The sequence below is a fragment of the Bacillus salitolerans genome (assembly GCF_042680805.1).
Classification (GTDB): domain Bacteria; phylum Bacillota; class Bacilli; order Bacillales; family SA4; genus Bacillus_CJ; species Bacillus_CJ salitolerans.
Genome location: NZ_JBHUEM010000054.1, coordinates 35843 through 52664, shown reverse-complemented (window position 1 = coordinate 52664; position 16822 = coordinate 35843). Strand labels below are relative to the sequence as shown.

Annotated in this window: 19 protein-coding genes and 1 pseudogene; 5 read left to right on the top strand and 15 right to left on the bottom strand. The window is 34.0% G+C overall.

Annotation, left to right across the window (positions count from 1 at the left end):
* Position 1 precedes the first annotated feature (1 nt).
* The 8 genes from ACFSCX_RS22255 to ACFSCX_RS22220 all read right to left on the bottom strand — a co-directional run bounded on the left by ACFSCX_RS22255 (position 2) and on the right by ACFSCX_RS22220 (position 5360).
* Positions 2–340 carry a PadR family transcriptional regulator gene (locus ACFSCX_RS22255; RefSeq protein WP_377930442.1) on the bottom strand — a complete coding sequence of 113 codons (339 nt, stop codon included), beginning with the start codon at positions 338–340 and terminating at the stop codon, positions 2–4.
* A 269-nt stretch (positions 341–609) separates the two neighbouring features.
* On the bottom strand, positions 610–1416 hold the full coding sequence (locus tag ACFSCX_RS22250; RefSeq protein ID WP_377930441.1) for a VanW family protein: 807 nt from the start codon (positions 1414–1416) through the stop codon (positions 610–612).
* Positions 1417–1694: 278 nt separating this feature from the next.
* Positions 1695–2189, bottom strand: coding sequence for a DUF4825 domain-containing protein (locus ACFSCX_RS22245; RefSeq protein ID WP_377930440.1), 495 nt, complete (start codon positions 2187–2189; stop codon positions 1695–1697).
* 175 nt (positions 2190–2364) lie between these two features.
* Entirely contained in the window at positions 2365–2991 is a 627-nt protein-coding gene (locus ACFSCX_RS22240) for a Type 1 glutamine amidotransferase-like domain-containing protein (RefSeq protein WP_377930439.1), read from the bottom strand.
* A 38-nt stretch (positions 2992–3029) separates the two neighbouring features.
* Positions 3030–3539, bottom strand: coding sequence for a GNAT family N-acetyltransferase (locus ACFSCX_RS22235; RefSeq protein ID WP_377930438.1), 510 nt, complete (start codon positions 3537–3539; stop codon positions 3030–3032).
* Between the two features lie 189 nt (positions 3540–3728).
* Positions 3729–3935: a hypothetical protein gene (locus ACFSCX_RS22230; RefSeq protein ID WP_377930437.1), complete on the bottom strand. Its 207-nt coding sequence runs from the start codon at positions 3933–3935 to the stop codon at positions 3729–3731.
* A 198-nt stretch (positions 3936–4133) separates the two neighbouring features.
* Complete coding sequence (locus tag ACFSCX_RS22225) at positions 4134–4598, bottom strand: GNAT family N-acetyltransferase (RefSeq protein WP_377930436.1); 465 nt, start codon at positions 4596–4598, stop codon at positions 4134–4136.
* A 351-nt stretch (positions 4599–4949) separates the two neighbouring features.
* On the bottom strand, positions 4950–5360 hold the full coding sequence (locus ACFSCX_RS22220) for a hypothetical protein (RefSeq protein ID WP_377930435.1): 411 nt from the start codon (positions 5358–5360) through the stop codon (positions 4950–4952).
* Between the two features lie 398 nt (positions 5361–5758).
* Here ACFSCX_RS22220 and ACFSCX_RS22215 point away from each other — a divergent pair, with 398 nt between their 5' ends.
* The gene (locus tag ACFSCX_RS22215; protein WP_377930434.1) at positions 5759–6769 is read left to right on the top strand and encodes a serine hydrolase domain-containing protein; all 1011 of its coding nucleotides are present in this window, start codon (positions 5759–5761) and stop codon (positions 6767–6769) included.
* 331 nt (positions 6770–7100) lie between these two features.
* Here ACFSCX_RS22215 and ACFSCX_RS22210 read toward each other — a convergent pair.
* Together ACFSCX_RS22210 and ACFSCX_RS22205 are read right to left on the bottom strand one after the other, a co-directional pair.
* Positions 7101–7518: pseudogene (locus ACFSCX_RS22210) on the bottom strand (GNAT family N-acetyltransferase).
* Positions 7519–7684: 166 nt separating this feature from the next.
* A complete protein-coding gene (locus ACFSCX_RS22205) occupies positions 7685–8698 on the bottom strand; it encodes a phosphotransferase (RefSeq protein ID WP_377930433.1) in 1014 nt (337 codons plus the stop codon).
* 235 nt (positions 8699–8933) lie between these two features.
* On the opposite strand from ACFSCX_RS22205, the gene ACFSCX_RS22200 reads away from it, so the two are divergent.
* A complete protein-coding gene (locus ACFSCX_RS22200; RefSeq protein ID WP_377930432.1) occupies positions 8934–9518 on the top strand; it encodes a helix-turn-helix domain-containing protein in 585 nt (194 codons plus the stop codon).
* Between the two features lie 567 nt (positions 9519–10085).
* Positions 10086–10535, top strand: coding sequence for an AraC family transcriptional regulator (locus ACFSCX_RS22195; protein ID WP_377930431.1), 450 nt, complete (start codon positions 10086–10088; stop codon positions 10533–10535).
* A 210-nt stretch (positions 10536–10745) separates the two neighbouring features.
* Here the strand turns inward: ACFSCX_RS22195 and ACFSCX_RS22190 are convergent, their stop codons facing one another.
* From ACFSCX_RS22190 to ACFSCX_RS22175, 4 genes are all read right to left on the bottom strand, one after another.
* Positions 10746–11525 (bottom strand): nitroreductase family protein, encoded by a 780-nt coding sequence (locus ACFSCX_RS22190; RefSeq protein WP_377930430.1) that lies wholly within the window; start codon positions 11523–11525, stop codon positions 10746–10748.
* A gap of 644 nt (positions 11526–12169) precedes the next feature.
* Positions 12170–12343 (bottom strand): DUF3934 family protein, encoded by a 174-nt coding sequence (locus ACFSCX_RS22185; RefSeq protein WP_377930429.1) that lies wholly within the window; start codon positions 12341–12343, stop codon positions 12170–12172.
* 237 nt (positions 12344–12580) lie between these two features.
* On the bottom strand, positions 12581–13537 hold the full coding sequence (locus ACFSCX_RS22180) for a nucleotidyltransferase domain-containing protein (protein WP_377930428.1): 957 nt from the start codon (positions 13535–13537) through the stop codon (positions 12581–12583).
* A 722-nt stretch (positions 13538–14259) separates the two neighbouring features.
* Complete coding sequence (locus ACFSCX_RS22175) at positions 14260–14733, bottom strand: S-ribosylhomocysteine lyase (RefSeq protein ID WP_377930427.1); 474 nt, start codon at positions 14731–14733, stop codon at positions 14260–14262.
* A gap of 112 nt (positions 14734–14845) precedes the next feature.
* Between ACFSCX_RS22175 and yidD the strand changes: the two genes are divergently transcribed.
* Positions 14846–15073: a membrane protein insertion efficiency factor YidD gene (gene yidD, locus ACFSCX_RS22170; protein WP_377930643.1), complete on the top strand. Its 228-nt coding sequence runs from the start codon at positions 14846–14848 to the stop codon at positions 15071–15073.
* A 7-nt stretch (positions 15074–15080) separates the two neighbouring features.
* Here yidD and ACFSCX_RS22165 read toward each other — a convergent pair whose 3' ends face one another.
* The gene (locus ACFSCX_RS22165; protein ID WP_377930426.1) at positions 15081–15995 is read right to left on the bottom strand and encodes a phosphatidate cytidylyltransferase; all 915 of its coding nucleotides are present in this window, start codon (positions 15993–15995) and stop codon (positions 15081–15083) included.
* Positions 15996–16078: 83 nt separating this feature from the next.
* Between ACFSCX_RS22165 and ACFSCX_RS22160 the strand changes: the two genes are divergently transcribed.
* Positions 16079–16627, top strand: coding sequence for a hypothetical protein (locus tag ACFSCX_RS22160; RefSeq protein WP_377930425.1), 549 nt, complete (start codon positions 16079–16081; stop codon positions 16625–16627).
* The last annotated feature ends 195 nt before the right edge of the window (positions 16628–16822 follow it).

Sequence of the window (16822 nt, the reverse complement as noted above, 5' to 3'; positions counted from 1 at the left end):
TTTATCTTCTCCTTTTGATTTCTTTAATTTTGAGTTCGTTAATTTTGCTTGAAATGAAATCCCATTTCCCCCAAAAAATCTCAAGTTGCTCTTGACCTGCTGCGTTGAGTGTGTAAAATTTTCTCGGTGGTCCCATAGTGGATGGCTTTTTCTCGATGTCCACCAGATTGTGTTTCTCAAGCCGCATAGTAATCGTATAAACTGTGCCTTCTACCACATCGGTGAAGCCAAGTTCTCGAAGATGTTGCGTGATTTCATAGCCATAAGTTTCACCACGGCTGATGATCTCAAGCACACAACCCTCAAGCACCCCTTTCAGCATTTCCGTGATATTCTCCAATTATTTTCCTCCATTTGTATTTAATTTATTTTTTTAGTATTCTGTATCACAGGTATTTAGTATTACTTATTACCAGTACATAGTAACGCAGAATAGCACCACTTGTCAAGAATAAAACTTTTCGGAACAAAAGGCGCAAACGCCCGGTTTATCCTAAGGTAGAGCAAATGTCAACTAACCATCAGAAAAAAAATCTGATGGATGTTTCACTGTATCTGACCTAGAGTAGGATGAAATGGGAAAGATCAAATATACAAGAAAACAGGCTTTTAAAAAGATAATTGCTTAGTAGATAGTTCATATTTCACCTCTGAAAAATTCTTAATAAGAAGGGCTTCACTTAAATGATTTCCTGTTTTTTTATCAACAACTTTTCTCCAAATTTCATTTTCCCTATAGATCTTACCTGCTTTTTTTAAAAACTTATGATTTTTCTCTACGATATGATACGAATAGGCCCACTCCATATTCGTATAAATGGCTCCGTTTAAATGCTCACTTGTTAACCAGACTTTTATTTGGAAAGGTTGATCTGTTGGATTCTTAAATCTCAAATCTATGTAGTTGTAAAACACACTTGCACCACTTCCAAAAGGTAAGACTCTTCCTTCATCAGGAAATGGATCAAAACTATGATGGTGTCGTTCTACGACTTCTAATGGTGTATGAAGAACCAACCAATAAAGGAGATTGGCTAACTGACAGATTCCTCCACCAACACCCGTTTTAACCTCACCCATTGAAAGCTGCATCCCCTCTATATAGCCTTTCCTTGCAGTTGTTTTTCCGACTAATTTCCAAAAAGAAAAAACTTCTCCAGGATTTATTAGTATGCCGTCAATTTTCCTAGCAGCAAGTTTTATATTAGTAATTTTATTTTCTTGGAGTTGTGGGTCACTGCTACCTAACTTTCTTCGTAAGAGAGATTGGTGTTTCTTACAAGTATATGGAAAAGAGTTCATTCGATAATTTTTAGAAAAGCTTCTATCATCCATTAAATTATGCATAAAACGAAACAGCCGTTTCTGGTTTATTCTAAGATGATAAAGGATGGGATGGATTTCTGATATTCTCATGTTACTCACTCGATTCTTAACAATCTAGTTTCATCCGTTCCAAAATACCTGTGGTAACCTCTATTCTTACTGAACTTCTACTTCACTATCATTCAATATCATCACAATTCGATATGCGATTAGACCAATAACCGTCCAAGCGATAATTTCAGTAACTATCTCAACGATAATAAAAATTAACATTAAACAACTAAAATCATACTCCTTACACAGTTTTCCTTCACCCCTCGTACTAAATAACTCGAAGTTAGGGACTCTGTTTTTACGAAGAACACCATTTAATAAAAAAACTCATTCACTTTATGTTCATTTTCTAATTGTTCTTGAATAAAGTTACGTAGCTTTTCTTCATCATTAAATTGTCTTATATCTTTGCCGTACAAGTTTTGTAATTCCTCTCTAGTTACAATAAGTTCCTTTTCAACAAAATTAAATTGTACCCAATCAGCATTTGTAACTAATGCAAGGATTAATGTGGCATTAGTTAGAGCAAGCTCATTGTAATCTATTTCTATAGAGTCATTGGTTTCTACCTGGGAATAATTCAAAATAATTCCATAAAGTTCTTCGGTTGTCTTAAGCTCTAGTCCATTTAACTGTTCACCATTTGGATTTGGTAATTGCCTTGTGATTTTCCCAACCGCGCCATTATCTCCTACATAAGAGTTTTTATATTGGAATATATCTAACTCTTCATCAATAGTACTTGAGTTACATCCACTTATGAATAGTACTATTACTGAAATGCACAAAAAAAATGTTATATTCTTCACTGTTATTTCCTCCATAATTTTACTAATTACCCTATTTACTTTATCATAAAATTTCAGTATATTCTCCTTTACTAAGGGGAAATTGTTTATTAAGGCATATAAAAACTATTTCTACTTATCTATTGGCCCAGGATAGTTCAGTAACTGTTTATTTCTTTTTTTAATAACTCATATTTTATTTTTCCATATACATAGGAGCGTTTTTACCAATACCAAATATCTCCCCTTCATTAACAACTATTGCAGAACCTTCTGGAATTAAAAAAAATGAGTAATTATATCTTGTTATATATTCCTTTATTACTATGTCCTCTTCTTTTGAATAATGGCACCATACAGAATGATTGTTTACAAGATTTAATCCCTGCGTATTTTCCTTCGAACTATGTTCTGGACATGTATGAGCAATTTCTTTTCCGAAAATAATCGAGCCTGCACTTTGACCATAAATGATACCACCATTGTTATAGTATTCTTTTAATACTTTATCGAAGTTTTCTCTTTTAAATCGCTTTAACAAAGAAAGCGTATTACCTCCGCCAATATACACCGCACTATATCGATTGATATCTTCTATGTTTTTTCGGGCAACATCAGTCCACATCTGGACACTACTTAATCCCAATGGATTAAATATACTCCGTATATAGTTTACGTTTTCTTCATATGATCTAATTTCTTCATTTCCTGCAATCGGAATATATAGTAAAGGTTTATCCTCGTTGATCCTTTTTACAAAATACTGATTAATTTCTTTAGTGTTTGTAGCATTTCCTCCTCCAGATAATATAAGAGTTCCCATAATCTCCTCCTCTTAAGTACGTTTTAAAACAACAAGATTTAAAACTCTATTTTATATAATCTGAGCTCCTCTTTATCGTGTGGCAACAATACCATCCGCTCATACTCCATTCCGATTTTACAAAGTAACTTCGAGGAATTAGTATTTTTCATAGAAGTGATTGCCACTATTTTTTGAAGGCCTAGATGATCTCTAGCATATTTAAGAGTAGCTAATGCTGCTTCAAATCCATACCCATTTCGTTGGTGATCTGATGAAAAAGCAAAACCTATATCGATATCTTCCAACGATTCTCTTTTAATTAGTCCACATATTCCTATTGGGATATTTTCTTTCTTACGTTCAACGATATAAAGTCCTAATCCGAATTTTCTATACATACCCAATAGAACGGAAGAGATATACTCTTTAGCTTGTTCAATTGTTTTAATTCCTCTGTCCCCAAGGTGCTCTATCCAAGATGGGTCATTCAAAAGATGAAGTATAAATGCAGCATCCTCTTCTGTTGCCCATCGAAGTAATAACCTATCTGTTTCGAGAATCTTCATTATCAGAACCCCTTCTTCAACCATTATTTCACATAACTTTCAATCCTACCGTCGTCTATACTAGATCGTCTTATTTGAGTCTGTTTCGTACATATTCTGTAAAAATCCAACACCTACCTTTTCAATCATTAAAAAGCGATTTACGCATATATGAATCGATCCCAAAATTTAAAATACTACTATTCCTAATTACTTTTTTATCAAAATATGATGATGAATATGGTATTCCATATGCTCAAAGTAATCGTTTATTAACCATTCCAGTGACTTCTGTTGATTATCCCCTAAATGACAAAGGTTCGATAGTTTTTCGTTAGGGATTTGACTAACAATATAAACAATATGAAAAAGGTTTACTAGTTCATTTAATGGTCGATCTTGGTAATCCCGTTCCAACTGGCGCTAAGCTCCACTTCAAAACGTTAGATGAATCGAGTAGTTTAAGTGGGGGATAAGCGCCAGTATGAATCTTGTATAGGAACACAGACTAAGTCGCCACATCCTGTGGCAACGTCTGTGTGACCCACAGTGTGGGCCGGGGCTAACAATCAGTGGGGGATGAGGAACACCCCCACTGATTGAAGTTTCACTTTATCAACATATGTATTCCATTTTTAGAAACTCAAATGTCCCACCATTTGTATATTGCGTAAATATCTTCACATCTTTAAATCCAACCTTTCTATATACTTTAATCGCTCTTTGATTAAACGTGGCTACTGATAATGTAATTTTTTGAGGATCATATGTAGACTTCGCAAAATCCATTGCACTCTTTAAAAACTCCATCCCTTTACCTCTTCCAGTTAAATCTGGTCTCAATCCTAAACCGATCTCGAAAATATTCTCGCCTACATTATTAACACTTAAGAAGGCTATCAATTCATCGTCTTCTGTAACAGCAAACATTGAATTTTCCCGTGTTTCTGGATGTAAAAATTCTTGTAAATCTTCCTTATCAGCTTCTATATCATAAAATGAATATTCACCTTCATAATGCCAGCCGTAAGCTATATTCTCTGCTTGTTCTTGCGTCATAGTACGGAATTCAAATTTCATCAATAGCCCCCCCGTTTCTATTATTTTTCCATCTGCTAATCTATTAACCCCTTCTTAATATATCTGTTTGGTAAAACCAACAGAACAGCGGAAGTTGATTCCCTTTTTTTCGATTGCTGGTATCATTAGTTAAAGTCCTAGAATTAAACATCTTAACGAAACTCTATTTATTGTTAATTTCTATTACTGTAAGATATCTTATTACCATACTTGTTGTTCGATATGTATGTTGCAACCCTAGTATTAATGAATCAATCAAGACTAATGTTTTTTCTTTTCCGATTTCACTACCAAACCTACTTATTTCTAGTTCAATATAAGGTAAACCATTTTTTATTTCTTGTTTCTACTTTAAATTCTCGAACCCTTTTCTTCATACCAGCGGATTATTCTCCACTTCCCATCAGCTTCTTGACGCCAAACCTCTAAGGCTAATGCCCTAACCATCATTACTTGTTCTTTATTTTGGTGGATGACCTCATAAGATACTGCTGCTTGGTTAATGGATTGAGGTACAATTTTTAGTCCAGTATATATAAAAGTGATATCTTTACCTTTATAGTATTCGGCTGCTAATCTATTACCTTTCTTTATACTTGCTGCATTAAAGTGTTCTAATTCCCCAACCCATGGCATATAAAGCCAACCTTGAAAATCATCAGAATAAAGATTGTTCAATTCTTCAAATTTACCCTCTGAAAATTTCTGATGTAAATGCATCATCTTATAAATTTCATTAGATATTTCCTGTTCTATAGTCAAGTTATTGCCTCCATTGTAAGAATTCCTCATTTAAAATTATTTACTTATTCCTAACATCAACCTATAACCTACAAAGGAAAGTAGACTCCCTTCTCTATGTTTATACAGTAAGTAGTTCACTCACTTCTTCAATACAGAGAAGCACTTCTCCTTCTTAATGAAGAACCCATACAATTAATCTATCTTTTATGCCATTCTTGAATATTTTACTTTGAAGGACTTTCCTTATTGCGTATAGTATTACTTAATTGAAACACATTTTTTTCTAAATTGGTTGTATAGATTTGACAATAATCTATACAGGCATCAATAACCTTTTTATCGTGAAACAGTCCCTCCTTGTGGAAGGGGTTTTTTTCATGTATCAAAATAGTTGAAGTTAATTGGAGGGAATAATGATGACCACAAAATATGACACACTCATATCATTTGTTGAAGAAATTAAGGAGCGAAATTACAGTACTGCTGCCTCATTAATGATACTCCATAATGATGAGGTAGTACTCGAATACTATAATGGAACAAGTGGGAACCATCCTGGAAGTATGCCTATATCAGAAGTATCGCAATTCCATGTAGCTTCTGCCAGAAAAAGTTATTTAGGATTAGCCGTTGCTTTTGCATTATATGATGGGAAAATCAAAAGCTTAGATGAGTATGCGCAGGTTTACTTTAATGAGTATGACAAAGATATCCTTGGAAACACTACACTCAGGCATTTAGTTACTCACTCGCATGGTATAGATGATAACCACAATGTTATCTTCCGTGAATTCGAGCCTGGGACAAGTTGGTCCTACCGAGGAATAGGTGTCATTATGATTACCCAATTAATTAATAAGCTGTACAGTAAGCCCTTTACTGAACTCTTAAAGGAGCGAGTCTTTATTCCATTAGGGCTTAATGAAACAGCTTGGCGAACGGAAAATCATGAAAATTTGGTACGAGTGATTGTAAACCAAAACGAAGATGCAGTCTTACCAATTGGTACATCGAACAGTGGTTTAGAAGGAAACCTTTTTGTATCAACACGCGATTTCGCTAAATGGGGCTACCTACACTTAAAAAAAGGAAACATAAATGGAAAACAAATTGTTCCAAAAGAAGTCATTGAAACTGCCACGAGTATACAGAATCCTGTCTACAAAGATAAGACGTTACCAGAAAATGGATTATTTTGGTATGTACAGAAAATGCCACGAGAAAAAAGCGAAATGGGAGAAAGAGTTCCGACAGGTTCGTATCAAATCTTAGGGAACACGGGCGCTACCATCCTGGTCATTCCTAACCAAAATGTCGTAGTCGCAAAAATGTACAATAAAAAATACAATTACGAGGGGAAAGAAAAGAACTATTTATACTATTTACGAGAATTTAGCAATCTAGTGGCTGATACGTTTTCACACTAGTAAATCGATACAGAGCTTTCTTCATTCTTTTTATAAAAAGGATTTAGTTTTTAATCCATCTAACATACAGAACTGTTCGAACGATCGTTATGTTTCTATGGCCACATAAATCCTACTAGGTGCTATTAATGATGAACGTCTGGAGTGATATTACTGATGATAATATCGATTTTTTAATAAATATGAGATTTTTATAAAGAAACGTATCTGCTTATGTAGATACGTTCTTCTAATTAGCTAAAGATATTTGTATTTTTAAAAGTGAACGATTTCTATTACCCTACTCATCCATGAGTGAATAAGTCACTATATCTTCAAAGGGATATGACCTTTATAACCTTTTCTCCATATAAAATTGATTATGTCCTTTGGGGTGGTCCTTAACTGTACCAATCACTTCAAACCCTAATTTTTTATAAAATTCTGGCGCTTGAAAGCTAAATGTGTCCAATACAATGAGACGGCAACTCTTTTCAATAGCTAAACTCTCTAGTTTTTTTATTAATTTTCTACCGTATCCCTCATTACGATATTCATCAGATACCCATAGAAATTCTATATGCATATGGTGCCAAAATATCGTTGATGTCACTCCGCCAACCAATTCATCCTTCTCATTTCTCAAAACAAAACTCACATTTTCGAGGGGAGTTTTTACATCATCTGATAGACTTCTAGCGTTATGTTCAATTACTTTTTTTTCTAATAAAATCACTATCATCCTGGTTCCATTGCTGAATAATTTTCATAACATCCTCCACAAATTATTGAAAATCTATTGTATCACAATAAGGTCGGCACTCTCAGTTTTGAAACTAAACAACTCGGTAATTCAACTACCAAGATAGCTGTATTTGTAAAAATTAAGTTAGTGGTATAAACATTACTCTCCCTCTCTAGATGAATAATCTTAATCTAAAGCTCATTAGTTAACCAATTCAGTAACTTTGGAATTGTACCAGCATAGAGTCTAATCTCATTTATTGTTTCTGTTACCTGAATTGTCCCTATTTGCTGTTCTTCCTCGTCTGCACATTCAATCCATAAAGACCGTTTTAGATTGTATTCAAGCCAACCTAATTTACTTAAAAAGCCGTTTTCTAATACTGTTCTCCAGTCTCCATGTAGTTCACCATATCTTTTTTTATAGCCGTTTATAAAAGAGAAGAATCTTTCTTTATCAATACCCCCTCTTTTATTGCCAGACCAGTAAATTGCTGTTTCAATTAAGTCGTGCACTTGATTTATATAACCAGCTGATTCCCAATCAATAATCATTGGCTCATCTAGGTTCCATAACACATTCTTAGAATCTAAATCCCTATGGCTAATAACCATATTTGATGCTAGAATTTTTGAAGCTTCAATAGCCATAGAATCCCAACATTTAAGGTTTTCGATGTTTTCGAGTAGTAATTTAACCCAATCTAAATCATTTTCCTTACCCTTTTGTAAATAGTACTCCCAATCAACTAACAGTCCACTATCAGACCCATCATTTGTTAATCCTAACTCAGAAAAATCGGTTTTATGTATATCTGCAAGTATGGAACCTATTTTTTCGCAATGAATATTTTTGATTTCATCGTGCTTCAGACTTTTCCCTTCCGTCCAACTAAACACAAGGAAATACTGACCATTTATTTTTTGAATGCATTCACCATCAATTTTTTTAGCTGGAAGAGCTGGTATCTTACTAGATACGAAATCGGAAATTTCTTCTGAATTCATATAGTTCTTCCATGCTGTTGGTCTTATCATTATGTGAGGATTTAATAGTTTTATTGCATATTTTCCACTCGTCGTTTCAATTGCATATATTCTATGTAAAAAACCACCAGAAATAGATACAGGGACATCCAATAACTCACCAAGTTGAGATCTTTTACATAAATCTTCTATTTCTAATTGAAATTTTTTATTCTCCATCTTCTCACCACCTTACTAACAATAAATATAGAACTTTGGTTTGGATTTGTACAAACATTTTAATTGTATATTATAGGAGTATTTAGGGATATTCAGTGAGTTACGACTTAGAGATGACCTAAAATGAAATTCTAATACACAATAGCTAGTAAGAATTTTTATCATACTCTACGGAGCGTTTGTTGCAACACTAATTCTAAACATCTACTATGACAATAGAATAGGAGGAAACATGATGGATAATCGTAAAATTGGAAAATTAATTTATAGTTTACGGAAAGAAAAGGGGCTAACACAGAAACAATTAGCGGAGCAGATGAATATTTCTGATAGAACGATATCAAAATGGGAGCGTGGGTATGGTTGTCCAGATATCACACTATTACCAAGTTTATCAACCCTCCTTGGAGTAAATATAGAATATATTTTAGACGGCGAATTATCGTCTAATGAATTTGTAGGAGGAAATATGAGAAAGTCACATTATTATGTATGCCAATCATGTAATAATTTACTATTTTCAACTGGAGATAGTACTATATCTTGCTGCGGAAAAAAACTGGAACAATTGGTAGCCAAGAAAGCATTAGACGATGAAAAGTTATCCATTTCAGAAATTGACAATGAGTGGTTTATTACTAGCGAGCATCCTATGACGAAAAATCATTATATTTCATTTATTGCTTTTGCAACAGGTGATAGAGTAGAAATTATTAAAATGTATCCAGAATGGGGATTACAATCACTCATCCCTAAACGTAAACATGGCAAACTAATATGGTATGATACTCAACTCGGTTTATACTATCAGCTTATCTAGTTACATGGATAGGAAAATTAGGTAGATAAAGTGAAACTTCAATCAGTGGGGGTTTTCCTCATCCCCACTGATTGTTAGATGAGGCCCACACTGTGGGTCACACAGACGTTGCCACAAGAGGTGGCGACTTTAGTCTGTGTTCCTTTTCAGGGTTCTTACTGGCGCTTATCCCCCACTTAAACTTCTCGAATCATCTAAAGTTTTGAAGTGGGGGTCTTAGCGCCAGTTGGAGCGGGATAAAAGATTGATCGCGGATTGATGAGTATCCCTTCTTATGGCTTTCAGCGTTATAAAAAAATCCGATTATTTTTCTCATATGTTATCCCTAAAGCGCAAAATTTTGAACTTCACATAGAGAAACAAACAGGTGTTGAACTGTCCCTACTACTTCTTTCTATATGGAATTTTGACTATCTCACTTTACTGAGATAGTCTTTTTCTGATTATAAGGAAAGATATACTTTAAAAATTTACTGGAAAATTTTAAAAAATAAAATGTGTATATTTTTTAAGAATGTTACATTCGAAATGAGTCAACAAAAAAACAGACGAAAGGAAGATAAAATTATGATATTTAAAGTCGAAACACTCTCAAACTATCGTATCGCTTATATACGAAGAGTTGGTCAATATGGTCCAGCCAATATTGAGGTAATGGAGAAGGTAAAAGAATGGGCTAAGGAGAGAAATCTTCTTGAATCGGCAATCCTCCTTGCAATTCCACTAGATAATCCCGAGACAACACTTCCGCAAAACTGTAGATTTGATGCTTGTATTGTGATTTCAAAGGATTATCAAATAGATCATTCAATTAACGAAAGTGAACTTTCAGGTGGAACATACCTTGTTTACAAAGTTAAACATACTGTGGAAGATGTTCATAAAGCATATGCTGAGATTTTCTCAACTCTACAAAGTACTGGATATCAAATGAGTAACAAACCTATATTAGAAAGATATACTGGTGATTTAGTTAATAACCCTTTTTGCGAAATATGCATTCCTGTAAATTCCTGATCATTTGATTTGAGAAAACAGACAATAAATAAAAAAAGAAGAACAAAAATGTAGCTGTACCATTACATTCTTGTTCTTTTCTACTACTTTTCCTCGTTGGTGTAACGACATGTTGTGATTATTCTAACTGTGCCTCTGCTAGAGTTTTCTTATAGCCTTAATGAAGTTAATACTATAAGTATGAACAATATTTATATAAGAAAAAATACATCACTCATTTTTCATAAAATTCTGTCGCTCCAAGTAATTTAGTACTGTCTGTGAAAACTCGTGGTGAGATTCTTTCGTATACTTGGCAATAGTATAGATTTGAGCAAGATTCTTTAATCCTAATCGTTCAGTCATTTCCTTGAGCTTAGGGATGTCCATGTAGCGCCTCCATCCCTTTTCATCTCTCTCTTTATAGATTTCTAGAATGTCTTCAGACGAATAATCACGATATTGGTCATAGTGAACAAGACCATGCTTTGGCAATCGATCGCGCTTTGCAGGGTTTTCTGCGGGATAACCTAATGAATATCCAACAACTGGTACGACGTTTGGAGGTAGGTTTAGTAGTGCGCCAATTTGATCACAATTTGCAAGCGTTGAACCCATATAACAAATGCCTAGCCCGGCATTTTCTGCTGCTAAAGCACAGTTTTGTGCTACCAAAGTCGCATCAATGGCGCCTATCATAAAGCTCATGAAATTATCGAAATGTACAGGTGCTTCATTGAGCTCAAGCCATTTTCTCATTCTATTAAAATCAGCACAAAATGTTAAGAGGATAGGTGCATCAACAACCATCGATTGTTCCATATGTGCGGTGTACAACTTTTTCCTTAGCTCTTTGTCTTTTGTGACGATAATTGAATAAGATTGCATATTACCGCTTGAAGAGGCACGAATGCCCGCTTCTATTATTTGATCAAGCAGTTCTTGACTTACTTCCCTATCTTCGTATTCTCGTATCGATCTGTGCCCGTGGATTACATCATTTAATTCCAAAGCAATCGCTCCTTTTCTACTAGTAGTTTTATTATAGTTGATTCATTGTTTCTCTATTTCTGTACTAATCAAATATCATTTAAGCTTCTTTTATTGTAGCTTGTAATCTTTAACTCTAGTACGTTCAAAGAGTATGAATAATCAGATATTTAACCCCAAACCTATCTACCTTCACTAAGATTAACTAACTGTCACGGATCAAAAAAGTTTTACCCGTCCTTATTAAAAAGCTAATCTAGCCTTAATGTAATGACATGCATGTATTGGTATCCTTCATTGTTAACCAAATGATGAGATCATTTGTTTCTAAAATATGTACACCTAAGTATTTTTGTTTTATGGAGAAATTTTTCAAGTTGCATTATTACTAACACCAACGTTAAACGCAGATGTGATTGAAGCACAAAACAAGTTTGTCCTATGATTCAGAAGAATGTATTTGAATAGTTATTGCTTATATTAATAATATCACTATTTTTTTATATCCTAATAATGAAATTTTCTCTTCTCATTGTTAAAGATACATGCTCCATCTCTCATCCTTAAAAATAAAACTCGTCTCCAGTTTAGAGGCGAGTTATTTCCCATAGTACTAATGTAACAGACTTTTGCTCTGATCTATAAGGTTACATGGTACTTAACCTCTATTTATCAGAAGTATCTCCAGTACTCACTGTCTTAGAACCAGTAGAATTTTTAACACCTTTACTTTTATAAGGTTTGGCACTTTTCGCTTTATTTGCACTAGCTTGCCAACGATTCCAACCTTTCTTACCAGTTCCTCTACCTGTTCCGCCTTTACCCTTAGCTTTACTCATAAAATCAACTCCATTATTCTTATCCGTTAAGGTACCTATCATGGTTAGTCTTATCCATTATAATTTAATAAAATCCAAAACTTAATAAGCATATAACAGTCAGATATTATTATAAACATGAAACATTTTAAAAGATCGATTAATTTCTACTACTTTTTCGTCCGTAACGACCCTTTCAAAAGTATATGGATTAGCTGATGCTGACCCGCTATTTGTTCAATAATTTCCCAGGTTCATTCAATAGGATAAGGATAGTAGTTCATCACTTAACGTACACAATTCGTTAGTTCGACTTTTGTTTAATGGGACAAAACCTATTTTTGATAAATCCTTCTGTAAGGATACAGGCAAGTCTTGAGAATACAGCTCAAAAGGTAATCCATTCGATGTTTCAAAATACAGTCCTACTGATTCACCATACATTTGCCATAATAGATTGAGCTTCTCATTGTTATTAAGTAATCGTTGGATTTTCCTATTACATAATGTATCGTGAACTATTGATAAACTACTATATGTATGCCCTTGGTCTCTTAAAAATTTGCGATAACGACTTACAATCATAGATGCATTGGACACTTCTGTAAAAGTAAAAGGAGAAACTCTATTAAACCTCTTCATATGGTTATTCAACTTTTCAATTTGAGGAATTAATTCCCCTGTTGAAAGTAAATTGTCTTTTATATATAAGTATAAGAACCCTGCTTCTGTCCATGCCCCCATAGAAGCTATGCTCGCAGAGTAATTCATATTAGTTTCTAAACATTCCATTGCAAATTTGCATCTATTTTTAACAATATTAGTTACCTGTTCAATCATTTTTTGCTTTCCATTTTTCGAATTAAAATAAGTAATAGCCCATTCTTTTAAATCATGATAACTCCCCTCCTCATCTTTTAGTATTGCTTCCTCAGCTAAAAACCTGAAATCCCAAGGAGATTGAAGAATTACTTTTTTATCAGGTAGTTCGTCTATTGGTACTATTTCTAATTGAATGATCTCGTCACCATAAAGAATATCCAATTTGCTTGAAGAGGCACACTCATTAGTATATATCGTTAAATCTAGGTCACTATACTGGTCTGCGTCACCTCTTCCAACCGAACCTCCAACACAAGCATAAATTATTTTTGTATCCAGTGTTTCAATATAGTTTTTTGCAACCTGCATTAGAGCTTCACTTCTATTTTGCAAAAAATCCCTTCCCTCCTAATAAAGGTTTTTTGGATTTCCTAAAACAGAATCCTCCTAGTACAACTAGCGATTGTGCCCTTGTTTCGCAATGGCCTTCCCGTCATTAAGTAGCACCTAACCATTTCTTTCTTATTTCATTCACTACTACATTAGGATTATCCCAATGTAGCATGTGTGAAGAATCAGGGATCAACTTTACTGTTCCACCAGTTTTTTGTTCAAATAATTCTGAAGTTAAGTTCCTATAGGTTTTGTTGCCCTAAGTATCAAGATGTTAGAAGGAAGTTGTTCATATATATCTGCTGTCTCATGCTTATGCTTTGCCTTAATGATATTGGCTGCTGTTGTCACTCTTGCATGCCAATAGAATCGGTTATCCTTTTCTAAAGCAAGGTCTTTACCTGCAAGATCTAATAAATTGGATCTTCTAGATACACTACCGTATACAGCTAGCTCTAAAAATTGTTCCCTTGATTCTATATAGTCTTCAAAGTCTTTTAGATGGTACTATTTCGACTATACCGGCCAAACTCCTTTTTTCACTCACAGTTATAAGAAAAATCATATAAAATAGGCCGAATGTCTTATCGTTCTGGAACATACTCTACTAATCCTCGGATTTAATCTCTAAAACATCGAATGTAAATAAAAAAGGATAATCAGCCTTTAAAATAGACTAACTATCCTTTACATTTATTCTTATAGATAATGGTTGATCAACATTATCCAAATACTTTATGAAGGTCTTCCTTCGTTTGTTGTAACCAGAAATTCATTAGACGCTTCGCACCCTCTAGGTCATGTAGCTTTGCTTGCCCGCATTGCTTTTCATTTGCTGCTGGAATTTCTGTAATTTCCACCGCTTCTTTCATTGTATCTTCTAATAAGTCAATGATTTCTGTTACGGTTGGCTCACCACTGACTACAAGATAAAAGCCTGTTTGGCAACCCATTGGAGATACATCAATAATATCAAAATGATCGTATTTCTCAGCGTGCTTACGGATATTAAATGCTAATAAATGCTCCAACGTATGAATCGCATCAGGGTTCATCGCTTGCTTGTTTGGTTGGCAAAAACGAATATCATATTTATTAACTAACCCATCACTACCTACTTTATGAACACCACAGTGTCTTACGTAAGGTGCAACTACTGCATCATGATCTAATTCAAAACTTTCTACTGAAGGCATGTTTATCACTCCTTAAAAATCTTCTATACTAATAATAACTTGAATTGAATCTTTTTTCATTAATTTTGATTGAAATACTCAGAATTACCATATGTAATGGAGGAGCCATATGATAAAAAAAATCTTTATTCTTATCATACGTTTTTATCAGAAATTTATTTCACCTTTAAAACCACCTAGCTGCAGATTTTACCCAACCTGCTCTCACTATGGGATAGAAGCAGTTAGTAAACATGGTGCTCTTAAAGGTGGTTATTTAACAATCGTTAGAATAGTAAAGTGTCACCCATTTCATCCAGGTGGAATTGATCTTGTACCTGAAAAGAAAAACAAGAGATAAAGTCGCATTACATAAAGTCAAAAAAGTAGCGGATCACATGAAAGAATACGGGTGATGTATACGTTAAGCTATCTACTCTATTTAAGTATGCGTCTTTTAGCTGTTCTAATTTCTCTTTATTACCAATTAACAAGTCTCTCTTTAGAACGGAAATGGTTAAACTTCCTAAAAATCCACTAACACTAATCAGCACTCCAGAGAGTATCCCAAATGTTTGATCTAGTGGAGTCAAATAAGGATAAATGGAATACGATACTCCCGTAGTAATGACTAGGGAAATAAGGAATCCTTCCCACGTAATATTTGAATTGGAGGAAGGTACAACTTTCCTTTTCCCGATATACATCGAAATGACATATTGAATGACGTCATTTAATTGGGTTAACACCACTAAAAACAACACCAAATTAGCCCCATACGTGGAATTTGCTTGTTGGTAATAAGCTAGATGACTTAATCCAAATACCATCAGCATAAGCCCCCACTGTGTAGAACTGACAGACCGTAAAAAACCTGCAGTGCCCTTTCCTAATAATCTTGGCAGAGGCAAAAATAAAAAAACATAAACGGGAATAAAGACAATAAACATTCCATACCATCCAATATAAATCCAATAAAATTGTAGCGGTATCGATAAATATGCCCAAAGAAAAATTCTTCGATCCGCTTTTCTTGTACGAATCATTGAGAAATATTCCTTTAAAGAAAAGAAACAAAGAACCATCAAAGAAAGCAATGAAACGGTAGGGTTGAATAAAGTAGCTAGACTAAACACACCAAGCATTCCCCACCACGTTTTAATACGAAGTGAAATGCCTGAGAAGTCACGTTTCGGCTGACTTCTTTTAACAACAGCAAATATTATACTAAAAATGGAAAGTCCAAGTGCTATAATAGATAACGTTAGTAAACTCGCAAACATGCTTTTTCCCCCACTGAAATCGTTAAAATCATTATGCGGGAAAAATTACCAAACATCAACCATTTGTAAGGAGGACCACTGCGTTGACAAGTTCTGTTTATATTTTATTAACGGATACAGGTACACTTTTTACAAGGTCGATTAAACAATATACAAAAGCACCCTATAATCATGCTTCTATCTCATTTGATAAAGAACTAAGTGAGCTATATAGCTTTGGTAGAAAAAAGCCGAATAACCCTCTATCTGGAGGATTTGTGAAAGAAGATATTTTACATGGTACATACAGTCGCTATCCAAATACGACATGTGTCATTTATAAACTAGAAGTAACAGAGCGTGAAGTCGAGAAAATGAGGAGAGTCCTCGAAGTATTTATTAAGAACAAAAGTAAATTCTTGTATAACCTCTTAGGTGTGATTGGGGTTTCTTTAAAAGAACCCATTGAATTTAGTAACTCTTACTTTTGTTCTCAGTTTGTCTCAGAGATATTTCACCGTTCAGGTATCAAACTATGGGATAAGCTACCTGCACTTGTCACCCCCGATGATTTTCGTACATGCGAACGATTGCAACTTGTCTTTGAAGGACGCCTTTTTGATTATGGGCCAGTTAAGGATAAATTTCTATAATTCTTTTGACTGGTTCTTCCTTTTTTTAATAATCCCTTGTAAAGAAAACCATTATCTTGTATATTTACAATTATCAAATCGTAATAATTACTATTTAAACTACTAGGAGGTAGAAAAATGATATTTTTTAGTTTTAAAATCGTAATAATTACGATATAATGGCTAAGGAATGTTTTGTAAATCGAAACCATTTTG